Raw genomic sequence first — 26,888 nt, 5'->3', positions numbered from 1 at the left:
GAGGGACGAGGTCACGAAGACCTCGTCACGGTAACCCCGCCCGCCGACAGGACCTTCCCGTCAGCCGACGACCGGCTGCTCCAGCGGCACCGGGGTGAACATCGGCGGCTCCTGGTCCGGCGTCAAGGCCGTGGGCCCGTACAGCCAGTCCACGAACGAGTAGTCGGTGACGTCGCGCCGGCGGAGGAGGGCGTTGCGCGCCTCCCGGCGCTCCCCGGTGAGGTGCCACAGCTCGCCCCAGACCCGGGCGGTGCTGACCACCCGGCGGCAGTGCTCGGTGCGCACCGCCTCGTAGCTCGCCAGCGCGGCGTCCCAGTCCAGCTCCCCGGCCGCCCGCTGCGCACCGACGTGCTCGGAGAGCACCCACGCGTCCTCGATCGCCATGACCGCGCCCTGGGCGAGGTACTGCAGCGGCGCGTGGGCGGCGTCGCCGGTCAGCGCGATGCGCCCGGTCACCCAGGTCGGGATCGGATCGCGGTCGTACATCCGCCACCACCGGTCCCGCCACATCAGCGGCAGCCCGGCCCGGACCTGCTCGCAGGTGCCGGCGAAGGCCTCGTCCAGCTCGTCGGGCGTGCCCCAGTCCTCCGCGCCGGCCAGCGCCTTCGGCGACCGGAACACCGCCACCTGGTTGAACATCTCCCCGGCGCGCAGCGGGTACTGCACGAAGTGGCAGTGCGGCCCGATGTAGACGACGACGTCGGTCATCGAGACGTCCATCTCGGCGACCCGGTCGGCCGGGATCGCGCCCCGGTAGGCCACGTACGCCGAGCTCACCGGTTCGTCGTCGCTGATCAGCCGCCGCGCGACCGAGTACAGGCCGTCGGCGGCGAGCACGACCGGCGCCTCCTCGCGACCGCCCTCGTGCACGACCGCCGCGCCGTCGGGCAGGTGCTCGTAGCCGGTGACGGCCACGCTGGTGACCAGGTCGACGCCGGCCTCCCGGCAGGACCGCAGCAGGATCGCGTGCAGGTCGCTGCGGTGGATCACCACGTAGGGCGAGCCGTACCGCTGCCGGGCGTCGGTGAGGTCGAGGCGGGTGAGCACCGAGCCGTCGACGGCGTCCCGCATGACGAGGTTCTCCGGCCGGACGCCGAGCTCCAGGACCTCGTCGAGCAGGCCCCACGAGTCGAGGATGCGGGTGCAGTTCGGCGCGATCTGCAGGCCGGCCCCCACCTCGCCGAACTCGGCGGCGCGCTCGAGCACGCGCACGCGCAGCCCCTTCCGGGACAGCGCGAGGGCGTTGGCCAGGCCGCCGATGCCGCCGCCGACGACCAGGGCGTCGACGCCGCTCACGACGAGGCCTCCGCGGCGGCCAGGTCGTCGACGACCGGGTTCTCGCAGCGTCCGAGGCCCTCGATCTCGGTGGTCAGGGTCGAGCCGGCCTCCAGGTAGCGGGGGGGCGTGCGGGCGTGGCCGACGCCGCCGGGGGTGCCGGTGGCGATGACGTCGCCGGGCCGCAGGGTGGTCATCGTGGAGACGTACTCGACCAGCGCGACGGGGTCGAACAGCAGGTCGCCGGTGCTGTCCTCCTGCACGGTCTCGCCGTCGACGCGGGTGCTGATCCCCAGCACCGGGCGGACGCCGCCGGGCAGCTCGTCGGGGGTGACCAGGTAGGGGCCCAGCGGCGTGGTGGCCTCCCAGTTCTTGCCCTGCAGCCACTCGCGGGTGCGGAACTGCCAGTCCCGGCAGGTGACGTCGTTGAGCACCGCGAACCCGGCGATGGCCGCCTCGGCCCGGGCGCCGGTGGCCCGGCGGACCGGCGCGCCGATGACGACCGCGAGCTCGCACTCCCAGTCGAACGCGGTCGTCTCCGGCGGCTTGACGATCTCGTCGTTGGCGCCGACGAGGGTGTCGGCGTACTTGCTGAACAGCGTCGGGTACTCGGGCAGGTCCCGGCCCATCTCGAGGATGTGGGTGCGGTAGTTGAGCCCGACGCAGACGACCTTGCCGGGCCGGGGCACCACCGGCGCGTAGGCGGCGCCGCGGACGTGGGACACCTCGCCGGCCGCGACGGCGGCCCGCTCCGCCCAGCCCGGGTCGGCGAGGAAGGCGCCCAGGTCCGGTGCGCCGAGGTCGACGAGGTGCTCGTCGTCGACCCGCACCGCGCGGGTGGCGCCGTCCAGGGTGCGGATGGTGGCCAGCTTCACCGCTGCGCGTCCGACACGGCCGAGCGGTCCAGGTGCAGGGCCTCGAAGATCGGGGTGTCGCTGAAGCGGAACAGGTCCAGCGCGCCGGAGTCGGAGTCCGACGGGCCGGCCTCGGAGCGGACCGACAGCGGCTGCCAGGAGGGGACGACGAACATGTCGCCGCGACCGACCGTCCAGGAGGTCTCCCCGACGGTGACCGTGCCGCTGCCGTCGAAGACCTGGAACACCGAGGAGCCGGCCTCCCGCCGCGGCGCGGTCTCGGTGCCGCGGCGCACCCGGTGCACCTCGGCGCGGATGGTCGGCAGGACGTCGCCGCCGGTGGTCGGGTTGGTGTAGCGGACCGCGGCGTGGCCCGGCTCCACGGTGCCGGGGGAGCCCTCGTCCTCCAGCTCGAGCTGGTCGGTCAGGGCGGCGTCGGTGTCGGCCCAGCGGTAGTTGAGCAGCGGCGTGCCGGGGGTGGCCCCGGGTGCCGACACCGGGCGCAGGCCCGGGTGCCCCCACAGCCGCTGCGAGCGCGACCGCTCCGGCGTCGTCCGCTCGGCGTCGCTGATCGAGTCGCGGCCGAACTCGAAGAACTGGGACTCGGTGGCGTACTGGAACGGGATGTCCAGCCCGTCGATCCAGGCCATCGGCTTCTCGGCGGCGTTGTGGTGGGCGTGCCAGTTCCACCCGGCCTGCGGCAGGAAGTCGCCGCGGTTCATCGGGACCGGGTCGCGGCCGACGACGGTCCACACCCCCTCGCCCTCGACGACGAAGCGGAAGGCGTGCTGGGTGTGCCGGTGCTCGGGGGCGTTCTCCCCGGGCATCAGGTACTGGATCGCCGCCCACAGCGTCGGGGTCGCATAGGGCTTGCCGCCCAGCGCCGGGTTGGCCAGCGCGATGGCGCGGCGCTCGCCGCCGCGGCCCACCGGCACCAGGTGCCCGGCCTGGTCGGCCAGCCGCAGCAGGTTCTGCCACCGCCACACGTGCGGCACCGCGCGCGACCGCGGGTGCACCGGCATGAGGTCGCCGATCTCGGTCCACAGCGGCACCAGCAGCTCCTGCTCGAACCCGCGGTAGAGCTGCTCCAGCTCGGCGCTGGGGGTCGGCTGGTCCGGGGAGTCCAGGGCGGTCAGCCGGACCGGTGAGGCCACGTCCTGCGTCATGGCGGCGATCCTCTCGGTGGGGGACGTCGGTGCGTCCACCGTCACCCGCGTTCTGCTCGCGGTGGTACATCATTCTGGTGTGAAGAACCAGCCGGCGTACGCGATCGCGAGCGTCGACCACGCGCTCCAGTTGGCGACGGCCCTGCAGGTCGAGGGGCCGATGAGCGTCAGCGAGGCCGCCACGCGGCTCGGGGTGGCGCGCTCGACGGCCCACCGGCTGCTGTCGATGCTCGTCTACCGGGACTTCGCCGTCCAGGACGGGTCCCGGCGCTACGCCGCGGGCCCGGTGCTCTCCCTCGGCGCCCGCTCCCAGTCGCGGACCGCGCTGCTGCGCACCGTCGCCATGCCGCACCTGGCGGCGCTGGTGGAGCGGGTCGACGAGACGGTCAACCTGCAGATCCTCGCGGGTGACCACGTGCGGTTCATCGCCTCGGTGGAGTGCGGCCAGGCCCTGCGGGTGGGAGACCGAGAGGGGCGGGTCTTCCCCGCCCACCTGGTGTCCGGCGGCAAGCTCATGCTCGCCGACCTGCCGGAGTCCCAGCTGGAGGCCTTCTACGCCGAGGAGAAGTGGGCCGACCGCCCCGGTGAGCGGCCGGACCTCGACGCGCTGCGCCGGGAGCTGCGCACCGTCCGCGCGCGGGGCTTCGCCATCAACACCGGCCGCACCGAGGCCGGGCTCACCGCCATCGGGCGGGCGGTGCGGCTGCCCGGCGAGCCGGCCGAGGCGGCGGTCTCGGTCTCCATGCCCAGCGTGCGGTTCTCTGAGAGCCGGCTGCCCCAGCTGGTCGCCGCGCTGGCGCTCACCGCCCGGGACGTCGAGCAGGACCTCGCCCGCGCCCTGGCGGGCGGGGACTGACCGACCGGCCGGCTCAGACCCAGTCCCGGCGGCGCAGCGGCGGCGGATCGCCACCGGGCCGCTGGACCAGGACCTGGTTGACGCCCATCTTCCCGGCCTCGAAGGACAGCGCGCTGGCCGCCATGTACAGCCGCCACACCCGCGCCCGGCCGGGGCCGGCGAGCGCGACCGCGGCGTCCCAGTTCTTCTCCAGCCGCTCCACCCAGGCGCGCAGCGTGAGCGCGTAGTGCCGGCGCAGCGCCTCGACGTCCAGGACCTCGAGCCCGCCGCCCTCCAGGGCGGAGAGGGTGCGCGCCAGGCCGAGCAGCTCCCCGTCGGGGAAGACGAACCGGGTGATGAAGCTGTCCGGGTTCCGGCGCGGTGCCACCGCGTTCTCGGCGATCGCGTGGTGGAGCAGCCGCCCGCCGGGACGGAGCAGGTCGTGCAGCGTGCGGACGTACCCGGCCATGCCCGCGGCGCCGACGTGCTCGGCCATCCCGATGGAGGCGATCGCGTCGTAGGGCCCGTCGGCGACGTCCCGGTAGTCCTGCACCCGGATCTCGACCCGGTCGGCCAGCCCTGCGGCGGCTCCCCGCCGGCGGGCCAGCTCGGCCTGCGCGGTGGACAGGGTGATGCCCACGACGCGCGCCCCGTACCGCTGCGCGGCGTGCAGGGCCAGCCCGCCCCACCCGCAGCCCACGTCGAGCAGTCGCGCGCCGGATCGCAGGCCCAGCTTGCGGCAGACCAGGTCGAGCTTGGCCTCCTGCGCGGCGTCCAGGCGGGTGGCCGGCGACTCCCAGACCGCGCACGAGTAGACCATCGACGGCCCGAGCACCAGCGCGTAGAAGTCGTTCCCGACGTCGTAGTGGTGGGCGATCGCGGCGGCGTCCCGCCGTCGGGAGTGCCGGCGCCCGGCGCGGTGCAGGCGCACCTCCTCGGGCGGCGGGGCCGGCTCGGGGCCGAGGGCGCCCAGCCGGGCAGCCGCGCCGACCACCGCCAGGCGCTCGCGGAGCGGCAGCCCGGTCGGTGCGTCGCGAGAGGCCAGCCGGCCGGCCGACGTCAGCGCGGAGAGCGTGGCGAAGACGTCGCCCTCGATCTCCAGCTCCCCGGCGACGTACGCGCGCCCGAGGCCGAGCTCCCCGGGTGCCCAGACCAGCCGCCGCAGCGCCCGGCGGGAGTGGACGGCGACCACCGGGGTGCCCTCCGGCCCGGCGACCGAGCCGTCCCACGCCCGCAGCCGCACCGGCAGTTCCCCGACCCCCAGGACTCCCCGAACCGCCGTGGCCAGCAGGTCGGCGGCACTCTGCTCGATCGCCATGGCCAGCAGCGTCGTGCTGTCCGTTGCGTCGGACAAGCGGTTGCCGCACGGCTCAGGAGGAGGCGGCCTGCTCGTCGTCGAGCAGCGCGACGGAGGTGATCCGGTGGACGGCGAACGTCCGGCTCTCCCCGCGCCGCTCGTCGTAGCCCTGCAGGAAGCCGCCGGCCAGCGAGACCGGCTGCACCACCCGCTGGCTGCCGCTGCCCTGCGCGTCGACGTAGCCCAGCCACACCGGCACGCCGTCCCGGACGGCGCGGGAGAGCAGCTCCAGGGTCCCGGCCGTCGTCACGCCGGGGACCTGCCGGACCGCCTCGCCGCGTCGGGCGGCCAGCGCGGCGTCACCCGCGCGGATCTCCCGGACGGTCGCGGCCACCTCCTCCCCGGTGAGCGGCCGCGGTGCCTGGGCGGGCGCGGTGCCTGGCCGGCGGCCGGCGGCCCGCGGCCGGGCCGGGGGCCGGGTGAGGACGGCGCCGCCCGGGGACTCGCCGGCCGGTGCGTACCCCGCCTCGCGCAGCACGGTGAGGACCTCGTCGGCGCCCAGGCCGCTCACCAGCACCCCGGGGGCCAGCCGGCGCAGCTCCGCGCCCGCCGTCCGCCGGTCGTTGAGCACCTGGGACAGCAGCCCGTGGTCGTCGGAGCGCACGTAGCTCTCGATCGCGCCCACCCGCAGCCGGCCGTGCTGGCGGGCGACGTCGTCGACCAGGTAGTCCAGGGCCTGCGGCACCGGGGTGCGGGACGCGCGGGCGAGGAAGTCGTGCAGGTCGGTGGCCGACCACCCGGCGTCCAGGGCGCGGCGGACGCTGCCCTCCGACACCCGGAACACCGTCGCCCCGCCGGAGGACTCCACGTCGGCGACGACGGCGAGGGTGTCGGCGAGCTCGGCGACCAGCGGACCGGGGGCGATCAGCGAGAGGTCGGGCTGGGCGAGCACGTGGTCGACCGGCTGGGGGAGCAGCCCGCGCACCGCGTCGGCGGCGCCGTCCTCGCCGTGGGCGAGCAGGCCGCGCCCGCCGCCGGACAGCACCCCGCCGACCAGCACGCCGAGCCGGGCGGCCTCGGCCAGCAGGTCGGGCACCGGGGCCAGCCGGTCGGCCCGCCGCGGGGTGCGCCACCGCAGCAGCGCGACGAGGTCCTCGGGGGCCAGCCCGGTGCCGCGCCGGTACTCGGCCAGCGCGGCGAGGGCGGAACGGCGGATCGCCGGCGCGGTGTGCCGGACCAGGTCGGGGGAGAGGGCGTTGGCCGCCTTGCCGGCGACGTCGCGCTGGCCGGCCAGCGACGGCAGCCGGACGGCGTCCAGCCAGCCGGCGGCCAGCGTGGCCCAGCGGGAGGCGAGGTCCTGCTCGCGCCACAGGTCGAAGGCCCGGGTGGGCAGCCACTCGTCGCGGTGCGGGCCCCCGACGTCGAGCAGCCCGGCGACCGAGGCCAGCTCCAGCAGCCAGCCGACCTCCGGCTCGGTCACGTGCAGCGCGCGGGCCAGCCGCTTCTGGTCGCGGACGCCGACCCCGCCGCTGCGCAGCAGCCCCGCCGGCTCCTCCTCCAGCAGCACCAGCAGCTCGCCGATCCGGCCGATCGTCTCCAGCGCGGCACCGGCGGCCTGGCGGTCCACGATCGCCGGGTCGCGCTCGACGACCGCCGGCTCGGGGCGCAGCCGCGGCGGGCCGTAGGGGCGGTCGCCGCGCAGCCGCAGGCCGACCTCGCGGGGGAGCTCCACGTTGAGGGCGTCGATGCGGGCCAGCAGGCCGCGCTGCAGGAGCCGGCGGGCGGGGGAGGAGGCGATGCCGGCGGTGTCCGGCAGGTGCCCGACCGGGCGGTCGCCGGCCAGCCGCTCCAGCACCTCGCGCTCCTCGGCCGGCAGCTCGCCGACCGCTGCGGGCAGGTCGTCGGGCAGGCCGATCCGCAGCTCCACCGCCGGGCGCCCCAGCCCGGCGGGGTACCGGACGGCGCGGCGCACCGGGTCGGGGGCGTGCAGCACCTCGTCCCCCCAGAGCAGCGCGCGGGTCGCCAGCTGCTCCAGCGCGCGCTCGACCACCGCGTCGGGCACGTCGGGCAGCGCCGCGAGGAGCTCGGCGGCGTCCACGCCGTCGGTGCCGGCCAGCAGGACCACGTCGAGCACCTGCAGCGTCGCGGCGTCCAGCTCGTCGAGGGCGCGGTCCACCGACACCGGCACGGCCAGCCGGCTGGCCAGCGCCACCACGTCCGACGGAGCCGGCCGGGCGACGTCGGGCCGGGCCGCCAGCAGCGCGGCGAGCTGCTCGTCGCTGCGGGTGCGCAACCAGGCCGCCAGCGTGGCGGGGCGTTCGGCAGGCATCCGGTCAAAGTTACGTCGCGCGCGCCACCCGGTGCCGTCGCGGGCCCGGTCGCTGCGCCAGCATGACCGGGTGCACCCGGCCGCCGAGGACCCGCAGACCCGCAGCGCGCTCACCGGCTACCAGGCCGGGGCGCTGCGCTGGCTGGCCGGCGGCGTCATCGCGGTCGTCCTCGGGGTGCTGCTGGGCGCGGCGCTGGTGGCCATCGCCGGCAGCTCCGGGCGGACCGTGCCGGGCGTCGGCCTGGTCGTGGTCGTGCTGGTCGTCGCGGGCACCGTCGCGGCCGTCGCCGGCGCCGGCGCGCTGCTGCGGTACCAGCGCTGGCAGCGGGCGCTGCGCACGCGGCCCTGGCAGACCGGCGTGCTGCGGATCGCCGGCCCGGCGGTGCTCTCCTTCGAGCCCGAGGGGTACGACGAGCTCGACCCGCTGGACGCCCCGGTGCGGCTGCGGCTGGTCAGCACCTCCGTCTGGCGGACCCGCGCGGTCCAGCAGCTCAACGGCGCCGTGGTGCGCGCGGCACCGGTCGGGCCGCGGGAGTGGGTGCTCACCGCCGAGGGGCTGTCCACCGTCTACGGCGCCCGCGTCCCCGCCCGCCGCTGACCCCTCCGGAGACGTCGACGGGCGTAGTGCGTGCGTTCGGGGTACCCGTCCGAGAAGATGACCACCGACGCGGGCACCGGGCGGTGTCCCGCACCCAGCACATGGAGGCGAACGGCGACATGGCCAAGCGGAAGAGCAAGCAGGCGCACCTGGTGGAGCCCACCTGGGGGCAGTCGGTGGACGGTGGCCCGCCGCTGACCGAGTTCACCGCCGAGCCGGCCGGCGGGCTCAACCCCTTCGGTGAGGACCACGACTTCCCGCTGCCGGCCGACCGACTCCGGTACGCCCACCCGACCGACAAGCCCAACCGCGCCGGGATCATGGCGGGCGAGCGGTGACCGCGGCGGCGACGCCCGAGCGAGCATCGCAGGGAGCGCCAGCGACCGAGGAGCGGAACGAGGGCGGAGTCGAGCGGTGAGCACGTCGCCCGCGCTGCCGTCCTACAGCAGCGGGACGTCGACCGTCCCCCTGCTCGGCGACACCATCGGGGCCAACCTCGACCGGACGGCGGCGCGGGTGGGCGATCACGAGGCGCTGGTCGAGTGCGCCACGGGTCGCCGGTTCAGCTATCCGCAGTTCGTGGCGGAGGTGGACGCGGTCGCCCTCGGCCTGGACGCGCTCGGCGTCGGGAAGGGCGACCGCGTCGGCATCTGGGCGCCCAACTGCGCGGAGTGGGCGTTCGTCCAGTACGCGACCGCCAAGCTCGGCGCGATCCTGGTCAACATCAACCCGGCCTACCGCACCCACGAGCTGGCCTACGTGCTGACGCAGGCCGGCATCTCGGTGCTGGTGAGCGCGCCGGAGTTCAAGGCCAGTGACTACCGGGCCATGGTCGGCGAGGTGCGCGGCGAGTGCCCCGACCTGCGCGAGGTGCTGTTCCTCGGTTCGCCGGAGTGGGAACGGCTGGTGGCCACCGGCCGGGCCGGCGACCGCGGCCTGCTGGCCGAGCGGGAGACCCAGCTGTCGGCCGACGACCCGATCAACATCCAGTACACGTCGGGGACGACGGGCTTCCCGAAGGGCGCCACGCTCACCCACCACAACCTGCTCAACAACGGGTTCTTCGTGGGCGAGGGCTGCGGTTACACCGAGGCCGACCGGATCTGCATCCCGGTGCCCTACTACCACTGCTTCGGCATGGGGATGGGCAACCTGGCGGCCACGTCCCACGGCGCGACGATGGTCATCCCGGCGCCCGGCTTCGACCCGGCCGCCACGCTGCGCGCGGTCCAGGACGAGCGGTGCACGTCGCTGTACGGCGTCCCGACCATGTTCATCGCCGAGCTGGCCCTGCCCGACGTCGGCAGCTACGACCTGTCGAGCCTGCGCACCGGCATCATGGCTGGCTCCCCGTGTCCGGTCGAGGTGATGAAGCGGGTGGTCGCCGAGATGGGCATGGCCGAGGTGACCATCTGCTACGGCATGACCGAGACCTCACCGGTCTCCACCCAGACCGGCGCCGACGACGACCTGGACCGCCGGACGTCGACCGTCGGCCGGGTGCACCCGCACCTGGAGGTCAAGGTCGTCGACACCGAGACCGGGCTGACCGTGCCACGCGGGACGCCGGGGGAGTTCTGCACCCGCGGCTACTCGGTGATGCTGGGCTACTGGCAGGAGCCGGAGAAGACCGCCGAGGTCATCGACGCCGCCCGGTGGATGCACACCGGCGACCTCGCGGTCATGGACAGCGAGGGCTACCTCAACATCGTCGGCCGGATCAAGGACATGGTCATCCGCGGCGGGGAGAACGTGTACCCGCGGGAGATCGAGGAGTTCCTCTACACCCACCCCGACATCGTCGACGCCCAGGTCATCGGGGTCCCCGACGAGCGTTTCGGCGAGGAGCTCGTGGCCTGGGTGCGGTTGCGCGAGGGGGCGGAGCCGCTGACGGCGGAGGTCCTGCGCGAGTTCTGCTCCGGCCGGCTCGCCCACTACAAGATCCCGCGGTACGTGAAGGTCGTCGACGCCTTCCCGATGACGGTGACCGGCAAGGTCCGCAAGGTGGAGATGCGCGCGGTGTCGGTCGAGGAGCTCGGCCTGCAGGCCGCCGCCGCCGTCCAGAACGCCTGAGCGCCGCCGCCCCCTGTCGAGGGACAGGAAGCTCTACCCACGTGTCCGGGGTCTGGACGGGGGAGAGCTTCCTATGCCTGGTCGCTCCCGACCCGCACGGGGACGACGAGGGCGCGGTGGTCGGACAGCGGCAGCCTGACCGCCTCGGCCGGGCCGGTCGCGGTGATCGGCCCGCGGGCCAGCACGTGGTCCAGCTGGCGGGTCGGCGTCTCCAGCGGGAAGGTGCGCGCCGTCGCCAGCGGCTGCATCCCGCTGACCCGGACGGCCTGCCCGCGCTCGGTGTTGAGGTCGCCCATGAGCACCAGCGGCTCCGGGGTGCCGGTCAGCGAGCGCACCAGCTTCGACAGCTGCAGGGCGTTCCAGCCGGGGATGAACGACAGGTGCGTGTTGGCCACGGTGAACTGCCCCGAGGGCCCCTCCAGGACGGCGGCGACCGCGACCCGCGGCTCGTCGCCGACCATCTTCGGCCGGGGGGTGCCCCGGAACCACACCGGCACCCGGGTGCGCAGCGCCGGCAGCCGGACGACCCGCCAGGACACCACCGGGTACCGCGAGAGCAGCGCGATCCCGTAGCTGGCCGACCCCGGCTGCTCGTCCCCGGTGGCCGCCATCCACGTGCCGCCCGGCGTCCCGGCCAGCGCCGCCACGAACTGCGAGTCCACCGCACCCATCGCCTCGGCGGCGACCGCGGTCAGGTCGGCCCCCATCGACCGCGGCTGGTCCCGGTCGACCTCCTGCAGCCCGAGGACGTCGGCGTCGAGGGTCTTCACCGCGGCGGCGAGCCGCTCGACGTCCACGCGGTCGTCGGCGGGGGAGCGGCCGTGGAGGATGTTGAACGTCGCGATCCGCACGACCGTCCAGTGCCCCGCGGTACGCCGTCCACACCGACGTTCGTGACTCCGGAGGCCGGGTAGCTGCATCCGCGTGCTGCCTTCGGACCGGGACGAGATCCGTGACCTCCTCAAGCGCGTCGCCGTCGCCCTGAAGCAGGGCGACGTGCCCTTCGCCCTCTGCGGCGGGTACGCGGCCTGGGTCCGCGGAGCGCCGGAGCCGGACCACGACGCCGACTTCCTGGTCCCCGCCGCCGAGTCGGAGCGGGCGGCCAAGGTGCTGGCGGAGGCGGGCCTGGAGGTCGTCGACCCGGCCGAGGACTGGCTGACCAAGGTCGTCCAGGGCAACTCGTTCGTCGACGTCCTGTGGCGCACCTGCGGCTACCCGGTCGAGATGGACCTCATCGACCGGGCCGAGGAGCTGTCGGTGCTGTCGGTGCACATGCCGGTGCTGGAGGCCACCGACATCGTGGTCACCAAGCTCATGGCGCTCGACGAGCACTACTGCGACTACTCCCGGCTCCTGCCGGTGGCGCGGGCACTGCGGGAGCAGGTCGACTGGGCGCGGGTGCACCGCGACGTCCAGGAGAACGACTTCGCGGCCGTCTTCCTCATCCTGCTGGCCCGGCTCGACGTGGTGGCGCGGCCGGAGGACGGGGACTGAGCGCGACGACCATCGCGGCACCCGCCGGGGGGACGACTAATCTGGAACGCACCGCGGCCGGCGTGCCGCGTCGTCCTCCCGGCGCGGTGCCGGGCCCGTCCGCGACACGACTGAGGGATCAACGTGCCCACCGGCAGAGTCAAGTGGTTCAACCCGGAGAAGGGTTTCGGCTTCCTCTCGCGTGAGGACGGGCCGGACGTCTTCGTGCACAAGGACGCGCTGCCGGCCGGTACCAGCGAGCTGAAGCCCGGCCAGCGGGTGGAGTTCGGCATCGTCGCCGGCCGCCGCGGCGACCAGGCGCTCCAGGTCCGGGTGCTCGACCCGCTGCCCTCGGTGACGGCCGCGCACGCGGAGCGGACCCGCAAGAAGCCCGACGAGCTGGTCCCGATCATCGAGGACCTCATCAAGCTGCTGGACGACGTCTCCACCGGCCTGCACCACGGCAGGCACCCCGACAAGCCGATGGCCCGCAAGGTCGCCTCGGTGCTGCGCGCGGTCGCCACCGACCTGGAGCACTGAGAGGAAGGACCCCGTCCTCCTCACCCTTCGCACGCTCAGGGCGATACCCGGGTCACCCGGGGGGTGGGGCGGTCGCGGTGCCGCCGACCGCGCCGCCGGCCCGCAGGAAGCCGACCGGCCACGCCCCGCTGAGGCCCGCGCAGTCCTCGACGGCGTCCTCGACGATGACGAGGTAGAACGCCGGCGGGACGACGTCGGAGCTGGTGATCTCGTCGAACACCGTGGTCCCGGCGTCCACCTCGACCTCGCCGAGCTGCTCCTCGAGCTGCTCGTCGAAGACCTGCACGCTCCAGCCGCGCTCGGCCACCGCGTCGGGCACGGTGAGCCGGATCGTCGTGTCCGGCGAGACCTCGATGACCGGCGGCGAGGTGTCGTAGCGCTGCCCCTCCCCGTCCAGGCAGTACTGGGTCGGGGCGACGCGGACCTCCTGCGGCCCGGCCGCCACGACGACGTCCTGCGGACCGGCGGGCTCCGAGCCGCAGCCGGCGAGCAGGAGGACCACGGCGGCCGGGCCGGCCGCCCGCCTCACGGCTGCCACCCGGGGACCGCGTCCGGCGGCGTGAGGGGGTCGGCGGGTGCGGTGGTGCGCCGGCGCGGCCCCCAGAGCACCAGGCCGACGGCGAGCACGAGCAGTGCGGCGGCGACGGTGAAGCCGAGCCACCCGGTGGGGGGCAGCGCGATGCCGAGCGCGCCGCCGACCACCCAGGCCAGCTGCAGCATCGTCTCGGAGCGGGCGAACGCCGACGCGCGCAGGCTCTCGGGCACCTCGCGCTGGATGATCGCGTCGAGGGCCACCTTGCCCAGCGCGTTGGCGATCGCGGCGACACCGGCCACGACGGCGGCCATCGGCAGGCTGTAGAAGACCGCGGCGAGCACGGTGATGCCCGCGGCGGTCCCCGCCGACCACAGCACGATCGGGTCGGGGTTGACCCGGTGCAGGCGCGAGCCGACGGCCGTGCCGAGCACGCTGCCCACCCCCGCCGCGCCGGCGACCGCGCCCAGGACCAGGGTGGCCGGCCACCCGCCCTCCACCGTGGCCTGCACGAGGAACGCCGAGAAGATCGTCAGGAACCCGCCGAGCCCGCGGAGGGCGGCGTTGGCCCGCAGCGCCACCACCACGCGCGGGTTGACCGCCCGCCGCCGGCGGCCGCCGGCGACCGGCTGGGGCGCCGTGGTGAGCACGTCGGCGGGCACCTCGCCGGTGGGGACGTCGACGTGGTGGGGCAGCCGGACGGCGGCCACCGAGCCGGCCACGAACACCGCGGCGGTGGCGTACAGCAGCCACTCGAAGCCGAACGCCCACGCCAGGCCCGCCCCGAGGCCGCCGAAGACCGCGGCGGTGAGCAGCCCGAACACCGAGGTGCGGGCGTTGGCCGAGGTGAGCGACATCGCGCCGGGCAGCACGCGGGGGACCACCGCCGCACGCAGCACGTTGTGCGCCTTGGACAGCACGAGGACGCCGAGGGCGGCGGGGTAGAGGACGAAGTCGTCGAAGTGCGTGGCCATGACGACGGCCAGCACGGCCCGGCCGAGCAGGCTGGCGCCCATCGCCCAGCGGCGGCCGCGCTGCAGCCGGTCCAGCAGCGGCCCGATGACCGGGGCGACGACCGCGAACGGCGCCATCGTCACCAGCAGGTAGAGCGCCACGTTGCCGCGCTGCGCGTCGGTGGTCGCGGCGAAGAAGAGCGTGCCGGCGAGCGAGACGGCGATCATCGCGTCGCCGGCCATGTGCAGGGCGTTGACCCACAGCAGGTGGGTGAGCCCGCTCTCGCCCGCGCCGTCGGCCCGGCTCGCGGCGCGCACCCGCCGCACCGCCGCCCCGGTCAGCTCCCGGGAGCGCGCGGCGGCGACGCGGGTGACGGTCACCTTCCGCGGGGGCAGCGGCGCCGTCGGCGGGGAGGTGCCCGGGCCGGGTGGCGGCGGTGGCTCTCCGGCGCCCCCGCCGGCCTGCGGGGTGGCCGACAGCGGGCGGGTCGCCGGTCGCGGGACGTCGATCGGGGTGGTGTCCATCCCCTCCGCCGCGGGCGGCAGCGGCCGGCCGCGCAGGACGCCGCGCCGGGGGGCGGGCAGGTGGGGGCCGGGCACCCGCCCATCGTGCCGCACCTCCCTGAGCAGGCGGCCGGCACGCCGCACCCGCGCCGTCGGCGGCGTCGGGCGCGTCAGGGACAATGGCCGGCGTGGCCGACTTTCCCGACCCCGCGCCGGCGGGGAGCGACGTCCTGACCGCGGCGGTCGAACTGGCCCGGGCGGCGGCGGTGGAGACCGCCGGGTCGCCCGACGTGGTCGGGGAGCACCTCGGGGTGACGGCGGAGCTGCCGGAGCCCGGCCCCGGCGGCCGGCCGGTGGAACCGGTGGTCCTCGGTGAGGTGGTGACCCACTGCTTCGCCAGCCGGCTGCCCGGCTACGTCGGCTGGCAGTGGGCGGTCACCCTGGCCCGGGTGCCCGGCGAGGAGCACGCGACCGTCGACGAGGTCGTGCTGCTGCCCGGCGAGCAGGCGCTGCTGGCACCGGCCTGGGTGCCGTGGCACGAGCGGCTGCGCCCCGGGGACCTGTCGGTCGGCGACGTCCTGCCCTCCACGGAGGAGGATCCCCGGCTGGTGCCGGCCTACACCGCGGACGACGACAGCGCCGACGACCCCGAGGGCGCCGCGCTCGCCACGGAGCTGGGCGTCGGGCGCGAGCGGGTGATGTCCCGCGAGGGGCGCAGCGACGCGGCGGCCCGCTGGAGCGCGGGGGAGTTCGGCCCGCGCTCGGCGATGGCCCGGCACGCGCCCGGCCCCTGCGCGACCTGCGGGTTCTTCCTGCCGCTGGCCGGCTCCCTGCGCTCCGGCTACGGCGCCTGCGCCAACGTGTACGCCCCCGCCGACGGGCACGTGGTCACCGTCGACTACGGCTGCGGCGCGCACAGCCAGGCGACCCTGGTGGCCGACGACGCCGCCGAGGTGGTCAGGTCGGCGCGCTACGACACCGGCGCCTTCGACGTCATCTAGGTGACGGACCGGAACGGCCCCTCCCTGCGGAGGGGTCCTTCCACTGGCCTTGCAGGCGCATGACCCCCAGGCCGACCCCGGCCAGCAGGATGCCGACGACGCAGGTCCAGGTCCACACGCGGTCGACGCGGTCGCCCAGCACCAGCAGGACGACGAGGGCCACCGCCCACAGCGCCGCGCCGGCGAGGACGACCCGCACGGTGTCCACGTGCAACGGGGGAGGGGCCTGCTTGGTCGGACCGGGCACGCCCCGACCCTAGGTCCCCGCCGGTCGTGCCGCCGTCACGGGCCCGGAACCCGCGTGTGGCACGCTGTCGCCGCTCATTGCAGATCCTCCCGGTCGGCCGGCGCGCGCTCCCCCCGCCGCCCCCGCCCGGACACCCGCCCGGGGAGTCGTCCATGGCAAGGAAGTCCGGCCCGACCACGGGCAGCACCACCCCCGGCGACACGCCGGCCGACGTCGCCGCCGGGGTGCGGACCCCCCGGCGCAGCGAGGGCCCCCGGGTCCGGCCGCGGAACGGCCTGGACCGCTACTTCGAGATCAGCGCCCGCCGCTCCACGCTGACCCGCGAGCTGCGCGGCGGCGTGACGACCTTCTTCACGATGGCCTACATCGTGGTGCTCAACCCGATCATCCTGTCCGGGGCCGACGTCACGGGGGCGGAGCTGCCGTTCGCCTCGGTCGCGGCGGTCACCGCGCTCATCGCCGGCGTCATGACGATCCTCATGGGCGTCGTCGGCCGGTACCCGTTCGCGCTGGCCACCGGGCTCGGCATCAACGCGATCGTCGCCGTCTACGCGGCCACCCAGCTCTCCTGGCCCGAGATCATGGGCTTGGTCGTGCTCGAGGGGCTGCTCATCACGGTGCTGGTGCTGACCGGCTTCCGGAGGGCGGTCTTCGAGGCCATCCCGCCGCAGCTGAAGACGGCGATCGCGGTCGGCATCGGCTTCTTCCTCACCATCATCGGCCTGGCCGACGCCGGCGTCATCCGGCCCGGGAACCCGCTGATCAGCTTCGGCGTGAGCGGGCAGCTGGCCGGGTGGCCGCTGCTGGTCTTCGTCGTCGGCCTGCTGCTGACCGCCGTGCTCGTCGTCCGCCGGGTCAAGGGCGCGCTGCTCATCGGCATCGTGGTCGCCACCGTGCTGGCCATCGTCGTCGAGGCGATCGCCGACATCGGCCCGCGCTTCGGCGCCGACGGGGCCGAGAACGCGCGCGGCTGGGCGCTGCAGGTGCCCACGCTCCCCGAGGAGGTGGTCAGCGCCCCCGACCTGTCGCTGGTCGGCCAGTTCTCCCTGTTCGGCGGGTTCGAGCGGATCGGCGTCCTCGCCGCCCTGCTCATCGTCTTCTCGATCATGATCGCCGACTTCTTCGACACCGTCGGCACGGTGACCGCCGTCGGCGCCGAGGGCGACCTGCTCGACGAGAAGCGCAACCTGCCCGGGTCCCAGCCGGTCCTCCTGGTCGACTCGCTGGCCGCCGCCGCCGGTGGCGCGGGCAGCGTCTCGTCGAACACGACCTACGTCGAGAGCGCCGCCGGTGTGGCCGACGGCGCGCGCACCGGCCTGGCCAGCGTGGCGACCGGCGTGCTGTTCCTGTTCGCGATGCTGTTCACCCCGCTGGTGCAGATCGTCCCCTCGGAGGCCGCCGCGCCCGCGCTGGTCATCGTGGGCGCGCTGATGATCAGCCAGATCCGCAACCTCGAGTGGGACGACATGTCCCTGGTCATCCCGGCGTTCCTCACCATCGCCCTCATGCCGTTCACCTACTCGATCACCAACGGCATCGGCGCCGGCGTCATCAGCTACGTGCTGCTGCGCTCGGTGGTCGGACGGCGGCGCGAGGTGCACCCGCTGATGTGGGTCATCGCGGTGCTGTTCCTCGTCTACTTCGCGCTGGAGCCGCTGCAGCAGCTGTTCTGAGGGGCTCCCCGGGACACGGCCGACCCCGGGACCTTCGTGAGCTAGGCTAATGGTCGTGAGCCGGACCCCGCTCGACACCGCGGCGCTGGCCCACGACCTCCGCCTCGCGGTCATGCGCTTCTCCCGGCGGCTGCGCAACCAGCGGGTCGACCACTCGGTCACCCTCACGCACCTCGCGGCGCTGTCCACGCTCAAGCGGCACGGGGCCATGAGCCCGGGCGAGCTGGCCACGCACGAGCGGGTCCAGCCGCCGTCGATGACACGGGTCGTGGTGGCGCTGGAGGGCATGGGCCTGGTGACCCGCAGCCCGCACCCGACCGACGGCCGGCAGGTGGTCATCGACCTCACCCCGGCCGCAGGCGAGCTGCTGGACGCCGAGGCGCAGGCGCGGGAGGCGTGGTTGTCGGAGCGGCTGCACGAGCTCACCCCCGAGGAGCGCACCGTGCTGCGCGAGGCGTCCGCGATCATGGACAAGCTGGCGAGTGGGTGAGCGAGCGCTCTGACCGCTCCGGCCCGTTCCGGTCGCTGCGGGTCCGCAACTACCGCATCTTCGCGTCGGCCAACCTGGTCAGCCTGACCGGCACCTGGATGCAGCGCATCGGCCAGGACTGGCTGGTCCTGCAGCTGTCCGACGACAGCGGCATCGCCCTGGGCCTCGTGACCGCGCTGCAGTTCGGCCCCACGCTCGTGCTCGGCATGTACGGCGGGGTGCTGGCCGACCGGTACGCCAAGCGCCGCGTGCTGGTCATCACCCAGAGCCTCATGGGGCTGCTGGCGCTGGTGCTCGCGGTGCTCGTCGCCACCGACGGCGTGGCCCTGTGGCACGTGTTCGTGCTGGCCGGCGCGCTCGGTTCGGTCGCGGCCGTCGACGCGCCGGTCCGGCAGGCGTTCGTCTCGGAGATGGTCGGCCCGGAGCTGCTGCCCAACGCGGTGAGCCTGAACTCGACCATCTTCAACGGCGCCCGGCTGGTCGGCCCCTCGCTCGCCGGCCTGCTCATCGGCGCCGCGTCGGGCGACACCGCGCCGGCCTTCTTCCTCAACGCGGCGAGCTTCGCGTTCACCATCGCCGCGCTGCTGGCCATGCGTCCCGGGGAGCTGCACCCGAGCCCGCCGGTGGCCCGGGCCAAGGGCCAGCTGCGCGAGGGGCTGACCTACACCTGGGCACACCCGGACCTGGTGCTCGCGATGGCCCTGGCCTTCGTGGTGGGCACGTTCTCCTTCAACTACCAGGTGACGATCGCGCTCATGGCCCGCGAGGTCTTCGACCTGGGCGCCCAGGCGTTCGGCCTGCTCTCCACGTGCTTCGCCGTGGGGTCGCTGGCGGGTGCGCTGCTGTCGACCCGGCGCAGCGCCCGCCCCCGGCAGCGGTTCCTCGTCGGGGCCGCGCTCGTCTTCGGGCTGTTCACCATCGCCTGCGGCCTCATGCCCGGCTACGTCGCCTTCGCGATCGCGCTGGTGCCCGCCGGGGCGGCCGGCCTGGTGTTCAGCGTGGCCAACAACAGCTTCGTCCAGCTGGGCGTCGACCCGCAGGTGCGGGGGCGGGTCATGGCCCTCTACTTCACCTGCTTCATGGGCGGGACCCCGCTGGGCGCCCCCGTCATCGGCTGGCTGGCCGAGAACCTGGGCGCCCCGTGGGGGTTCATCTTCGGCGGCGCGGTCTCCGTCCTCGCCGCGCTGGCGGCGGCCGCCTGGCTGGCCCGGGGCCGCCGGGTGCGCGTGGAGGCGCACGTCGTCCCCCCGCGGCTGGCACTCCACGTCGGTCCACGCGCGGGCGGGCGGCTCCCGGACGTACCGTGACCCGCACCACTCCTCGAGTCGTCCGCGGAGGCGACATGGTCGCGTCGCTGCTCACCCTCGGGGGGATCGTCGCCGGCGTGGTCGGCTCGGTCGCCTTCCTCGGCTGGCTGGCGCGCGTGGTGTTCGGGTCGGCCCAGCTGCCGGCCGCCCTCCGCCGGCGCGCCCCCGAGCCGGTGCGGCCCTCGCACCGTCCGCTGGAGGTCGTCGCCGCGGACCTGCGGCGGCTGTCCCGCCAGTTGGCGCGGGTGCCGGCCGGAGTGCCCATGGCGCGCCGGCTCGGGCTGCAGGCGGCCTACGACGACGTCCTCGTCGAGGCGGCGGAGCTGCTGGAGGTGCCGCACACCCTGACCGGCACGCCGCCGGGGCGGGCCCGCGACGCCGAACGCCTGCGGCTGCAGGCAGCGCTCGTCGCGGCCGGCCTGGTGGTGCCCGACTGAGCGCGGCACCGGGCCCCCCGGCGGCACGGCGGCTGTTCTTCGCGGTCACGCCGCCGCCCGCGGCCCGGGACGACCTCGATCGCGCCCTCGCCCCGCTCCGGGAGGCCCCCGGCGCCCCGCGGTGGACCGCGCCCGACCGGTGGCACCTCACCCTGCTGTTCCTCGGCGGCGTCCCGGCCGCGGACGTCGACGGCCTGGTCGCGGCCGCCGCGCCGGCGGTGGCGGCCACCCCGGCGCTCACCCTGCGGCTGGCCGGCGGGGGCCGGTTCGGCTCCCGCCGGCGTCCGCAGGTGTGCTGGGCCGGCGTGACGGGGGACGGCGACGCGCTGGCGGCGCTGGCCGGCCGGCTCGCGCGCGCGGCGGCGGGGCTGGGACTGCCGGTGGAGGAGCGCCCGTTCCGCGCCCACCTCACCCTGGGGCGCTGGCGGCCGGGGCGGCCCGGCGACGGCGACCTCCCCGACCGGCTGGCCGGCTACCGCGGGCCGGGCTGGCCGGTGACCGAGGTGGAGCTGCTGGAGAGCACCCTCGGGGCGGCGCCGCGCTACGCGCGCGTGGCCGCCTGGCCGGTCGGCTGACCGCCGCTCACCAGGCGTACTCCACGGGGGCCGGCCGGTACCCGGGGAAGACCTCGTCGAGGCGGGCGAGCTGTGCCTCGTCGAGGGTCAGGTCCAGGGCGGCGAGCGCGCCCTCGAACTGCTCCATCGTCCGGGGTCCGACGATCGGCGCGGTCACCGCGGGCTGGTGCAGCAGCCAGGCCACCCCGACGTCGGCCGGCGCCAGGCCCCAGTCGCGGCAGGCGTCCTCGTAGGCCTGCAGTGCGGGGCGGTGCCGCTCCACCCGTTCCTCGCGGGCCCGGCGCCGCTCGCCGCCCTCCGAGGCGAGGACCCCGGCCAGCAGGCCGCCGGCCAGCGGGCTCCACGGGATGATGCCCACGCCGTAGTGCTGGGCGGCCGGCAGCACCTCGAGCTCGACGTGCCGGGTGAGCAGGTTGTAGTGCGACTGCTCGCTGACCAGGCCGAGGAAGTGCCGCCGGGCGGCCGCCTCGTTGGCCACGGCGATCTGCCACGCGGCGTGGTTGGACGAGCCGACGTAGAGCACCTTGCCCTGGGCGACCAGCGTCTCGCAGGCCTGCCAGATCTCCTCCCACGGCGTGGCCAGGTCGACGTGGTGGAACTGGTAGAGGTCGATCCAGTCGGTCTGCATCCGCCGCAGCGAGGCCTCGCAGGAGCGCACCACGTTGCGGGCGGACAGGAACGTGTCGTTGGGCCAGTCGGTCATGGACCCGTAGACCTTGGTGGCCAGCACCGTCTTCTCGCGCCGCCGCCCGCCCTGGGCGAACCAGGCGCCGAGCACCTCCTCGGTGCGCCCCTTGCCGGCGTCGAAGCCGTAGGAGTTGGCGGTGTCGACGAAGTTGACGCCCTCGTCCAGCGCGTGGTCGAGGATCGCGTGCGCGTCGGGCTCCTCGGTCTTCCAGCCGAAGTTCATGGTGCCCAGGCAGAGCCGGGAGACCGACAGGCCGCTGCGGCCGAGGTGCGTGTAGTCCATGGGCACCCACCCTGGCAGTCCCCGCTCCGTGCCGCAGAGCCGGCCCGCGCGCCCCGTTCCGTCTAGCGGGGACGCCCGGGCAGCGCGACGTCCCCGGTCAGGTAGCGCTGCACGGTGGGGCCGACGGCGGCCACGACGTCCTCCCGGGACGCCGAGGCCAGGGGCTCCAGCCGGAGCACGTACCGGGCCATGACCAGGCCCATGACCTGCGAGGCGACCAGCGCGCCGCGGGCCTCCCGCTCCGCGACCGGCATCTCGAGCGAGCCGACGACGCGCCGGACGACCTTCGCGAGCAGGAACTCGCGCAACAGGCGGGCCGACCACTCGTGGTTCACCGCGGACCGCACGAGCGCGAGGATCGCCGGGCGGGCCGGCCCGTCCCAGATCCGCAGCACCATGCCGACGACGGCCGCGCCGAGGTCGTCCGGGGCGGCCGCGAGCACCTCGGGCAGGAAGTCGTCGGGGTCGGCCGGGGCCTCGACGGCGGCGAGGAACAGCTTGTCCTTGGTGCCGAAGTAGTGGTGCACGAGCGCCGGGTCGACGCCGGCGGCGGTGGCGATGCCGCGGATCGACGCGCCCTCGTAGCCGCGCTCGGCGAAGGCGGCGCGGGCCGCGGCCAGCACGGCCTCGCGGGTGCCGGGGTTGCCGGGGCGGCGGCCGGGTGGCCGCCGGTGGGCCTGGCTCAGCCGCTCCTCCTCCGCAGGGTCGCCGCCGCGAGCGCGAGGGCGAGCACCGCGACGCCGCCGACGACCGCGACGTCCACCCACATGGTGCCCGTCGGCTCCGGAGAGCGCCCGACCTCCTGCAGTGCGTCGACGGCGTAGGTCAGCGGCAGGACGTCGCTGACCGCCTGCAGCCACCCGGCCATCTGCTCCCGCGGCACCAGCAGGCCGCACAGGAAGAACTGGGGGAGGACGACGACCGGCATGAACTGCACGGCCTGGAACTCGCTGCGCGCGAAGGCGCTGGCCAGCAGCCCCAGGGCCACCCCGAGGACGGCGTCGACGACCGCGATGACCACCACCGTCCACAGCGGCCCGGCGACGTCCAGCCCGTACAGGCCGGTCGCGACCGTCACCGTCACCACCGCCTGCACCGCCGCCGCCAGCCCGAAGGCGGTGCCGTAGCCCAGCAGCAGGTCCAGCCGGGCCAGGGGGGTGGTGAGCAGCCGCTCGAGGGTGCCCGTGGTGCGCTCGCGCAGCATGGCGATGCTGGTCACCAGGAACATCACGACGAAGGGGAAGACCCCGAGCATCGTCAGGCCGACCCGGTCGAAGGTGCTCGGCTGGCCGGGGAACGTCGGCAGGTCCCGCCACAGCAGGTACAGCAGCCCGAGCAGCAGGCTGGGCAGCACCACCATCATCCCGACCGTGCGGTGGTCGTGCCGCAGCTGGCGCAGGACCCGCCCGGTCGTCGCCGCGGTCAGCCGCGGGCTCAGCGCCGTGGTCATGCCGGCACCCCCTCGTGCTCCCGCACCAGGTGCAGGAACGCCTCCTCCAGGTCGTGCGTCCCGGCCGCGGCGCGCAGCTGCTCCGGGGTGTCGTCGAACAGCAGTCGCCCCTCGCGGAGCAGCAGCAGCCGGTCGCAGCGGGCCGCCTCGTCCATCACGTGGCTGGAGACCAGCAGGGTGGTGCCCGCGTCGGCCAGCGCGTGGAACCGGGCCCACAACTCCACCCGCAGCACCGGGTCCAGGCCCACCGTGGGCTCGTCCAGCACCAGGAGCTCGGGGTCGCCGACCAGCGCGCAGGCCAGGGACACCCGGCCCTGCTGGCCGCCGGACAGGTCGCGGACCAGCTGGCCGGTGGCCTCGGCGAGCCCGACGTCGGTCAGTGCCGCGTCCGCCTCGCGCGCGCCCCGGCCGTACAGGGCGGCGAAGTAGCGGGCGTTCTCGCGGACGGTGAGGTCGGGGTAGACGCTCGGCGCCTGGGTGACGTACCCGACGCGGTGGCGCAGGGTCGCCGAGCCGGCCGGCTCCCCGAGCACGGTGACGCCGCCGGAGCGGACCTGCTGCACGCCGACCACCGCCCGCATGAGGGTGGACTTCCCGCTGCCGCTGGGCCCGAGCAGCCCGGTGACCTGCCCGTGCGGTACTCCGAAGGACAGGTCGGTCAGCACCGGGCGGGAGCCGCGGTGGACGACGAGGTCGGTGACTGTGACGGCGTCGGTCACGGGGGCCTCCCGGGGAGAGAACTCAACGCCCGATGAACTCAACGCTAGATGAGTTGCGCTCGGCCCGTCAACGGCCGCCGACGCCGCCCCGCCCGCGGCTTGCGAGGATCGGGCCGTGGCCGCCCCGATCCCGATCATGGACCCGGGCGACGGGCGGGTGGCCGACTTCCGGGACCTCAAGGCCGGCGACCGCCGGCCGGGCACCGAGCGCGGCACCGGCCCGGTGATCGTCGAGGGCGTGCCGGCGGTCCAGCGGCTGCTCGCCTCGCCGTACCGCGTGCGCGCGGTCCTCGGGGTGCCCGGCCGGGTCGCCGCGCTGGACCTGCCCGAGGGCACCCCGGCGTACGAGGCGGACAAGTGGGTGCTGTCGGAGTTGATCGGTTTCCGGCTGACCCGCGGGGTGCTGGCCTCGGCCGACCGGCGCCCGCCCGCCGACGTCGACGCGCTGCTGACCGGCCCGGATCCGGCCGCGCCACGGCGGCTGGCCGTCCTCGAGGCACTCAACGACGCGGAGAACCTGGGGTCGATCGCCCGCTCCGCGGTGGCGCTGGGCGTGGACGCGCTGCTGCTGGACCCGCGCTGCGCCGACCCCCTGTACCGCCGGTCGGTGCGGGTGTCGATGGGGCACGTGCTGGCGCTGCCGTTCGCCGTCCTGCCGGACTGGCCCGGGGGTCTGGCGCGGCTGCACGACGCCGGCTACCTGACCGTGGCACTCACCCCGGCGCCCGACGCCGTCGACCTCGGGGAGGTCGACCCGCGCGCCGCGCCGCGGACGGCGGTGCTGCTGGGCGCGGAGGGGCCGGGACTCAGCCCGGAGGCGCAGCGGGCCGCGCGGGTGCGGGCGCGGATCCCGATGCGGGCGGGCGTGGACTCGCTCGGGGTGGCCGCCGCGGCGGCGGTCGCCTTCGCGATGCTCCGCTGAGCCGAGGCTGCAGGGGGTCCTCTCTCAGCGGGGCGGCGCGGGCACCGGCCGGCGCTGGAGCAGGACCGGCCCGTCCGCGGTCCAGGCCCACTCCAGGTCCGAGGGGCCGCCGAAGACCTCGTCGCACCGGCGGGCCAGCTCGGCCAGCGCGCCCAGCTGCCCAGGGCCGAGGCACGGGCGGCCGGCCTGCGCCGCCGGGACCTCGACGACCGTGGTGCCACCGCCCGGCTGCGGGACGACGGCGCGGTCCTTGTCGCCCAGCACCTGCTCGAGCAGCCGGCCGTCGGGGCTCAACCGGAACCGGTCGGGGACGACGAGCCCCTCGACCACGGCCGCGCCGAGACCCCAGCCGGCCTCGACGACCAGCTCGTCGGCACCGCTGACCGGGTGCCGGGAGAACAGCGCCCCGGCCACGACCGGCGTCACCAGCCGGTGCAGCACCACTCCGCAGCGCGGTGCCGAGTGGTCGCCCCTCGCCCGGCGGTAGGCGAGCGCCGACGGCGCGCAGGCCGAGGCGGCGACCTGGCGGACCGCCCGGACCACCCCGTCGGGCGGGACGACGTTGAGGACGGTCACGTGCTGCCCGGCGAAGCTGTTCCGCGCGCCGTCCTCGCCCACCACGGAGGAGCGCACCGCGAGCGGCCCGGGCACGTGCCGGGCGGCGGCGCGGACCGCGCCGGCGGCGTCCGCGGCGCACTCGTCGCGGGTGGCGAAGGCGACCAGGTCGGCCGACAGCGCCACCCCGGGCGGCACGGGGAGGCCGGCCCGCGTGGCGGTCCCCAGCGCGGCCGCCTTGCCGCCGTACGCGTGCTCGTCCTCCACGGCGGACAGGGGCAGCCAGCCCGGGGTCACAGGAGCGTGACTGTGCCGGTGGCTCCGTCGACGCGGACCAGCGCGCCGTCGGGGATGCGGGTGGTGGCGTCCTGGCAGCCCACGACCGCGGGCACGCCGAACTCTCGGGCCACGATCGCCGCGTGTGACAGCAGCCCGCCGCGGTCGGTGACGATGGCCCCGAGCCGGGGGAGGGCCAGGTTGAACGCCGGGCCGGTGGTGGGGGTGACGAGGACGTCCCCGGCCCGCACGCGGGAGAGCTCGGAGCTGCCCGTCAGCACGCGGGCGGTGCCCTCGTAGCTGCCCGAGCTCACGCTCAGGCCGGAGACGGTCCGGTCGCCCGGCGGTCGCCCGGCGTCGCGCAGCATCGCGGCGATCGCGAAGCTGACGGCCTCGTGGACGCGGGCCGCCTCGGGCGGGAGCCAGCTCGCGGGCACCGGGCCGCTGGGTGGCGGGCCGAGGACGGCGGGCATGTCGCGGTAGGTCGCCGTCCGCCGCCAGCGGACGCGCTCGGCCACCTCCTCGCGCGTCGGACCCCGGCCCTCCAGGAGGTGCAGCCGCAGCTCGTCCGGTGTGAGGTCGACCGCGTCCTCCGGCTGGTCGAGCGCTCCCCGCCCGTGCAGCCGGTGGCCCGCCTCGAGCACCGCCGCCCGGGTGACGTGGCCGAGCAGCCGATCGGCGTGGACGGTCCGCTCGTCACGGAGCCGGTAGACCAGCCGGGCCTCGGCGAGCAGGTCGTCGAACTGCGCCCGTGCCTCGGCGGGGACCGCGGCCCGCACCCGGGCGGTGACCTCCTCCGCGGCGTCAGCGACCGGCCGCCCCGTCGGTTCGAGCGCCCAGCGCAGCCGGTCGAGCACCAGCTCGGGGGCCTCGAGCGAGCCGGGCTCGGCGACGACGTCCTGGCCGTCGACCGGGAGCGCCGCCAGGGCCCCCAGGTAGGCGGCGGTGCGGGGCCCCACCGGCTCCCGCCAGCCGAGCAGCCGGCTCAGCGTCTCCTCCGCGGGGAGCCACTCGTCCAGGACGGGCGCGACCGCGTCGCCGTCCTGTCGGAGGGCCTCGACGAGCTCGGCCAGCTCGTCCGGGGCGCCCTCCGTCACGGGGCTCGCGCCGGCCAGGCAGCCGAGCACCTCGGCCGGGGACAGGCCCGTCCAGCGCACGGTCTGCACCACGAGGTCCCCGACGGGCAGCAGCGCGGCCGCGTCGAACCGGTGGTGCTGGACGTACGCCTCGGCCAGGGCCTCCGCGCACCGGTCGACGAGGTGGCTCAGCCCCGGGTCGTCCACGGTGCGCACGTTGACCGCGCTGAGCGCACGGTGCAACGCCTGCATCGCCGGCTTCACCGCGGTGTCCCACGCGTCCAGGTCGGCGCGCCATCGGCGCTCGGCGAGGGCCGCCCGCGCGGTCGCCACCCGCTCCTGGACGGCGGGGACCTCCTCCAGCAGCCGGCGGAACCCCTCCTCCGTCGGAGCGCTGCCGCTCCGGACCGGCGTCCCCACCAGGCGCAGCCGGTGGTAGAGGAAGCCGGCGACGACGGCGGCGTCGGTGGCCTCGATCAGGCTGCCGTACCGGGCGTAGCCCTCCCGGAAGCCCTGCATGAACGCCTCCGGGAACACCGCCGCGGTGAAGCGGCACAGCGGTCGGGGGACGTGACTGGGGTCCAGCACCCACGTGCCTGGTCCCGGAGGCCACCACCCGGGGCGCGGGGGCGCCTCGGGTGGGATGGCGGGGTGCTCGGCCAGGACGTCGTCCATCTCGCCTCCGCGATAGGGGTGGCGCGAGACGGTATCGGTACTGCCCGTTCTGTCAACAGGGTCGTGCGGCCGTTTCCGGCGGTCGA

The 26,888-nt window shown here is 75.7% G+C and carries 27 protein-coding genes and 1 pseudogene; 13 read left to right on the top strand and 15 right to left on the bottom strand.

Features of this window, described 5'->3' with window-relative positions; translation table 11 throughout:
- Positions 1 to 60: 60 nt before the first annotated feature.
- The 3 genes from PGN05_RS11605 to PGN05_RS11595 are packed head-to-tail and all read right to left on the bottom strand — an operon-like array spanning position 61 to position 3,295.
- Positions 61 to 1,296 (bottom strand): FAD-dependent monooxygenase, encoded by a 1,236-nt coding sequence (locus PGN05_RS11605; protein WP_419752694.1) that lies wholly within the window; start codon positions 1,294 to 1,296, stop codon positions 61 to 63.
- Complete coding sequence (locus PGN05_RS11600) at positions 1,293 to 2,150, bottom strand: fumarylacetoacetate hydrolase family protein (RefSeq protein WP_419752693.1); 858 nt, start codon at positions 2,148 to 2,150, stop codon at positions 1,293 to 1,295. The genes PGN05_RS11605 and PGN05_RS11600 overlap by 4 nt, the downstream gene beginning before the upstream one ends.
- Positions 2,147 to 3,295: a cupin domain-containing protein gene (locus PGN05_RS11595; RefSeq protein ID WP_419752692.1), complete on the bottom strand. Its 1,149-nt coding sequence runs from the start codon at positions 3,293 to 3,295 to the stop codon at positions 2,147 to 2,149. The genes PGN05_RS11600 and PGN05_RS11595 overlap by 4 nt, the downstream gene beginning before the upstream one ends.
- Here PGN05_RS11595 and PGN05_RS11590 point away from each other — a divergent pair.
- Complete coding sequence (locus PGN05_RS11590; RefSeq protein ID WP_419752691.1) at positions 3,294 to 4,151, top strand: IclR family transcriptional regulator; 858 nt, start codon at positions 3,294 to 3,296, stop codon at positions 4,149 to 4,151. The genes PGN05_RS11595 and PGN05_RS11590 overlap by 2 nt on opposite strands.
- Before the next feature lie 13 nt (positions 4,152 to 4,164).
- Here PGN05_RS11590 and PGN05_RS11585 read toward each other — a convergent pair whose 3' ends face one another.
- Both PGN05_RS11585 and PGN05_RS11580 read right to left on the bottom strand, forming a co-directional pair.
- Positions 4,165 to 5,448, bottom strand: a complete 1,284-nt coding sequence (locus PGN05_RS11585) for a class I SAM-dependent methyltransferase (RefSeq protein ID WP_419752690.1) — start codon at positions 5,446 to 5,448, stop codon at positions 4,165 to 4,167.
- A gap of 52 nt (positions 5,449 to 5,500) precedes the next feature.
- Positions 5,501 to 7,756: a helicase-associated domain-containing protein gene (locus tag PGN05_RS11580; protein WP_419752689.1), complete on the bottom strand. Its 2,256-nt coding sequence runs from the start codon at positions 7,754 to 7,756 to the stop codon at positions 5,501 to 5,503.
- A gap of 70 nt (positions 7,757 to 7,826) precedes the next feature.
- Between PGN05_RS11580 and PGN05_RS11575 the strand changes: the two genes are divergently transcribed.
- The 3 genes from PGN05_RS11575 to PGN05_RS11565 all read left to right on the top strand — a co-directional run bounded on the left by PGN05_RS11575 (position 7,827) and on the right by PGN05_RS11565 (position 10,427).
- The gene (locus PGN05_RS11575; RefSeq protein ID WP_419752688.1) at positions 7,827 to 8,354 is read left to right on the top strand and encodes a hypothetical protein; all 528 of its coding nucleotides are present in this window, start codon (positions 7,827 to 7,829) and stop codon (positions 8,352 to 8,354) included.
- Between the two features lie 83 nt (positions 8,355 to 8,437).
- Complete coding sequence (locus tag PGN05_RS11570; protein ID WP_419752687.1) at positions 8,438 to 8,692, top strand: hypothetical protein; 255 nt, start codon at positions 8,438 to 8,440, stop codon at positions 8,690 to 8,692.
- 76 nt (positions 8,693 to 8,768) lie between these two features.
- Positions 8,769 to 10,427 carry an AMP-binding protein gene (locus tag PGN05_RS11565; protein WP_419752686.1) on the top strand — a complete coding sequence of 553 codons (1,659 nt, stop codon included), beginning with the start codon at positions 8,769 to 8,771 and terminating at the stop codon, positions 10,425 to 10,427.
- A gap of 71 nt (positions 10,428 to 10,498) precedes the next feature.
- Here the strand turns inward: PGN05_RS11565 and PGN05_RS11560 are convergent, their stop codons facing one another.
- Positions 10,499 to 11,278, bottom strand: coding sequence for an endonuclease/exonuclease/phosphatase family protein (locus tag PGN05_RS11560; RefSeq protein ID WP_419752685.1), 780 nt, complete (start codon positions 11,276 to 11,278; stop codon positions 10,499 to 10,501).
- Positions 11,279 to 11,351: 73 nt separating this feature from the next.
- Between PGN05_RS11560 and PGN05_RS11555 the strand changes: the two genes are divergently transcribed.
- Positions 11,352 to 11,921: a nucleotidyltransferase family protein gene (locus tag PGN05_RS11555; protein WP_419752684.1), complete on the top strand. Its 570-nt coding sequence runs from the start codon at positions 11,352 to 11,354 to the stop codon at positions 11,919 to 11,921.
- A gap of 123 nt (positions 11,922 to 12,044) precedes the next feature.
- Positions 12,045 to 12,230: pseudogene (locus PGN05_RS11550) on the top strand (cold-shock protein); the annotation flags it as partial.
- Between the two features lie 262 nt (positions 12,231 to 12,492).
- On the opposite strand, the gene PGN05_RS11545 reads toward PGN05_RS11550, so the two are convergent.
- Positions 12,493 to 12,978, bottom strand: a complete 486-nt coding sequence (locus PGN05_RS11545) for a DUF2771 family protein (RefSeq protein WP_419752683.1) — start codon at positions 12,976 to 12,978, stop codon at positions 12,493 to 12,495.
- A complete protein-coding gene (locus tag PGN05_RS11540) occupies positions 12,966 to 14,525 on the bottom strand; it encodes an MFS transporter (RefSeq protein WP_419752682.1) in 1,560 nt (519 codons plus the stop codon). The genes PGN05_RS11545 and PGN05_RS11540 overlap by 13 nt, the downstream gene beginning before the upstream one ends.
- Before the next feature lie 83 nt (positions 14,526 to 14,608).
- Between PGN05_RS11540 and PGN05_RS11535 the strand changes: the two genes are divergently transcribed.
- Positions 14,609 to 15,430 (top strand): DUF3027 domain-containing protein, encoded by an 822-nt coding sequence (locus PGN05_RS11535; protein WP_419752681.1) that lies wholly within the window; start codon positions 14,609 to 14,611, stop codon positions 15,428 to 15,430.
- Here PGN05_RS11535 and PGN05_RS11530 read toward each other — a convergent pair.
- Positions 15,423 to 15,677 carry a DUF2530 domain-containing protein gene (locus PGN05_RS11530; protein ID WP_419752680.1) on the bottom strand — a complete coding sequence of 85 codons (255 nt, stop codon included), beginning with the start codon at positions 15,675 to 15,677 and terminating at the stop codon, positions 15,423 to 15,425. The genes PGN05_RS11535 and PGN05_RS11530 overlap by 8 nt on opposite strands.
- Positions 15,678 to 15,829: 152 nt before the next feature.
- Between PGN05_RS11530 and PGN05_RS11525 the strand changes: the two genes are divergently transcribed.
- The 5 genes from PGN05_RS11525 to thpR are packed head-to-tail and all read left to right on the top strand — an operon-like array spanning position 15,830 to position 20,159.
- The gene (locus PGN05_RS11525) at positions 15,830 to 17,350 is read left to right on the top strand and encodes an NCS2 family permease (protein ID WP_419752679.1); all 1,521 of its coding nucleotides are present in this window, start codon (positions 15,830 to 15,832) and stop codon (positions 17,348 to 17,350) included.
- 55 nt (positions 17,351 to 17,405) lie between these two features.
- The gene (locus tag PGN05_RS11520; RefSeq protein WP_419752678.1) at positions 17,406 to 17,840 is read left to right on the top strand and encodes a MarR family winged helix-turn-helix transcriptional regulator; all 435 of its coding nucleotides are present in this window, start codon (positions 17,406 to 17,408) and stop codon (positions 17,838 to 17,840) included.
- On the top strand, positions 17,837 to 19,147 hold the full coding sequence (locus PGN05_RS11515; protein WP_419752677.1) for an MFS transporter: 1,311 nt from the start codon (positions 17,837 to 17,839) through the stop codon (positions 19,145 to 19,147). Before PGN05_RS11520 ends, PGN05_RS11515 begins: the two co-directional genes overlap by 4 nt.
- Before the next feature lie 35 nt (positions 19,148 to 19,182).
- On the top strand, positions 19,183 to 19,584 hold the full coding sequence (locus PGN05_RS11510; RefSeq protein ID WP_419752676.1) for a hypothetical protein: 402 nt from the start codon (positions 19,183 to 19,185) through the stop codon (positions 19,582 to 19,584).
- Entirely contained in the window at positions 19,581 to 20,159 is a 579-nt protein-coding gene (gene thpR, locus PGN05_RS11505) for an RNA 2',3'-cyclic phosphodiesterase (RefSeq protein WP_419752720.1), read from the top strand. The genes PGN05_RS11510 and thpR overlap by 4 nt, the downstream gene beginning before the upstream one ends.
- Before the next feature lie 7 nt (positions 20,160 to 20,166).
- Here the strand turns inward: thpR and PGN05_RS11500 are convergent, their stop codons facing one another.
- The 4 genes from PGN05_RS11500 to PGN05_RS11485 form a co-directional block, all read right to left on the bottom strand.
- Positions 20,167 to 21,129: an aldo/keto reductase gene (locus tag PGN05_RS11500; RefSeq protein ID WP_419752675.1), complete on the bottom strand. Its 963-nt coding sequence runs from the start codon at positions 21,127 to 21,129 to the stop codon at positions 20,167 to 20,169.
- 62 nt (positions 21,130 to 21,191) lie between these two features.
- On the bottom strand, positions 21,192 to 21,752 hold the full coding sequence (locus PGN05_RS11495; protein WP_419752674.1) for a TetR family transcriptional regulator: 561 nt from the start codon (positions 21,750 to 21,752) through the stop codon (positions 21,192 to 21,194).
- 59 nt (positions 21,753 to 21,811) lie between these two features.
- Positions 21,812 to 22,579 carry an ABC transporter permease gene (locus tag PGN05_RS11490; protein WP_419752673.1) on the bottom strand — a complete coding sequence of 256 codons (768 nt, stop codon included), beginning with the start codon at positions 22,577 to 22,579 and terminating at the stop codon, positions 21,812 to 21,814.
- Positions 22,576 to 23,298 (bottom strand): ABC transporter ATP-binding protein, encoded by a 723-nt coding sequence (locus tag PGN05_RS11485; protein WP_419752672.1) that lies wholly within the window; start codon positions 23,296 to 23,298, stop codon positions 22,576 to 22,578. Before PGN05_RS11485 ends, PGN05_RS11490 begins: the two co-directional genes overlap by 4 nt.
- 115 nt (positions 23,299 to 23,413) lie before the next feature.
- On the opposite strand from PGN05_RS11485, the gene PGN05_RS11480 reads away from it, so the two are divergent.
- Positions 23,414 to 24,220 (top strand): TrmH family RNA methyltransferase, encoded by an 807-nt coding sequence (locus tag PGN05_RS11480; protein WP_419752671.1) that lies wholly within the window; start codon positions 23,414 to 23,416, stop codon positions 24,218 to 24,220.
- A 24-nt stretch (positions 24,221 to 24,244) separates the two neighbouring features.
- Here PGN05_RS11480 and PGN05_RS11475 read toward each other — a convergent pair whose 3' ends face one another.
- Both PGN05_RS11475 and PGN05_RS11470 read right to left on the bottom strand, forming a co-directional pair.
- Positions 24,245 to 25,072: a PEP/pyruvate-binding domain-containing protein gene (locus tag PGN05_RS11475; RefSeq protein ID WP_419752670.1), complete on the bottom strand. Its 828-nt coding sequence runs from the start codon at positions 25,070 to 25,072 to the stop codon at positions 24,245 to 24,247.
- Positions 25,069 to 26,802 (bottom strand): PEP-utilizing enzyme, encoded by a 1,734-nt coding sequence (locus PGN05_RS11470; protein WP_419752669.1) that lies wholly within the window; start codon positions 26,800 to 26,802, stop codon positions 25,069 to 25,071. Before PGN05_RS11470 ends, PGN05_RS11475 begins: the two co-directional genes overlap by 4 nt.
- Between the last annotated feature and the right edge of the window lie 86 nt (positions 26,803 to 26,888).

It is taken from the genome of Geodermatophilus sp. CPCC 206100 (assembly GCF_048569675.1).
Lineage (GTDB): Bacteria > Actinomycetota > Actinomycetes > Mycobacteriales > Geodermatophilaceae > Geodermatophilus.
The sequence above is the reverse complement of the archived record's forward strand: the minus strand, read 5'-3'. Positions and strand labels throughout refer to the sequence as shown.

Coding starts and splice junctions, on each gene's coding strand:
- PGN05_RS11590 (WP_419752691.1), top strand. CDS start 3,294: ATGGCGGCGATCCTCTCGGTGGGGGACGTCGGTGCGTCCACCGTCACC.
- PGN05_RS11595 (WP_419752692.1), bottom strand. CDS start 3,295: ATGACGCAGGACGTGGCCTCACCGGTCCGGCTGACCGCCCTGGACTCC.
- PGN05_RS11585 (WP_419752690.1), bottom strand. CDS start 5,448: ATGGCGATCGAGCAGAGTGCCGCCGACCTGCTGGCCACGGCGGTTCGG.
- PGN05_RS11580 (WP_419752689.1), bottom strand. CDS start 7,756: ATGCCTGCCGAACGCCCCGCCACGCTGGCGGCCTGGTTGCGCACCCGC.
- PGN05_RS11535 (WP_419752681.1), top strand. CDS start 14,609: ATGGCCGGCGTGGCCGACTTTCCCGACCCCGCGCCGGCGGGGAGCGAC.
- PGN05_RS11525 (WP_419752679.1), top strand. CDS start 15,830: ATGGCAAGGAAGTCCGGCCCGACCACGGGCAGCACCACCCCCGGCGAC.
- PGN05_RS11510 (WP_419752676.1), top strand. CDS start 19,183: ATGGTCGCGTCGCTGCTCACCCTCGGGGGGATCGTCGCCGGCGTGGTC.
- PGN05_RS11500 (WP_419752675.1), bottom strand. CDS start 21,129: ATGGACTACACGCACCTCGGCCGCAGCGGCCTGTCGGTCTCCCGGCTC.
- PGN05_RS11490 (WP_419752673.1), bottom strand. CDS start 22,579: ATGACCACGGCGCTGAGCCCGCGGCTGACCGCGGCGACGACCGGGCGG.
- PGN05_RS11470 (WP_419752669.1), bottom strand. CDS start 26,802: ATGGACGACGTCCTGGCCGAGCACCCCGCCATCCCACCCGAGGCGCCC.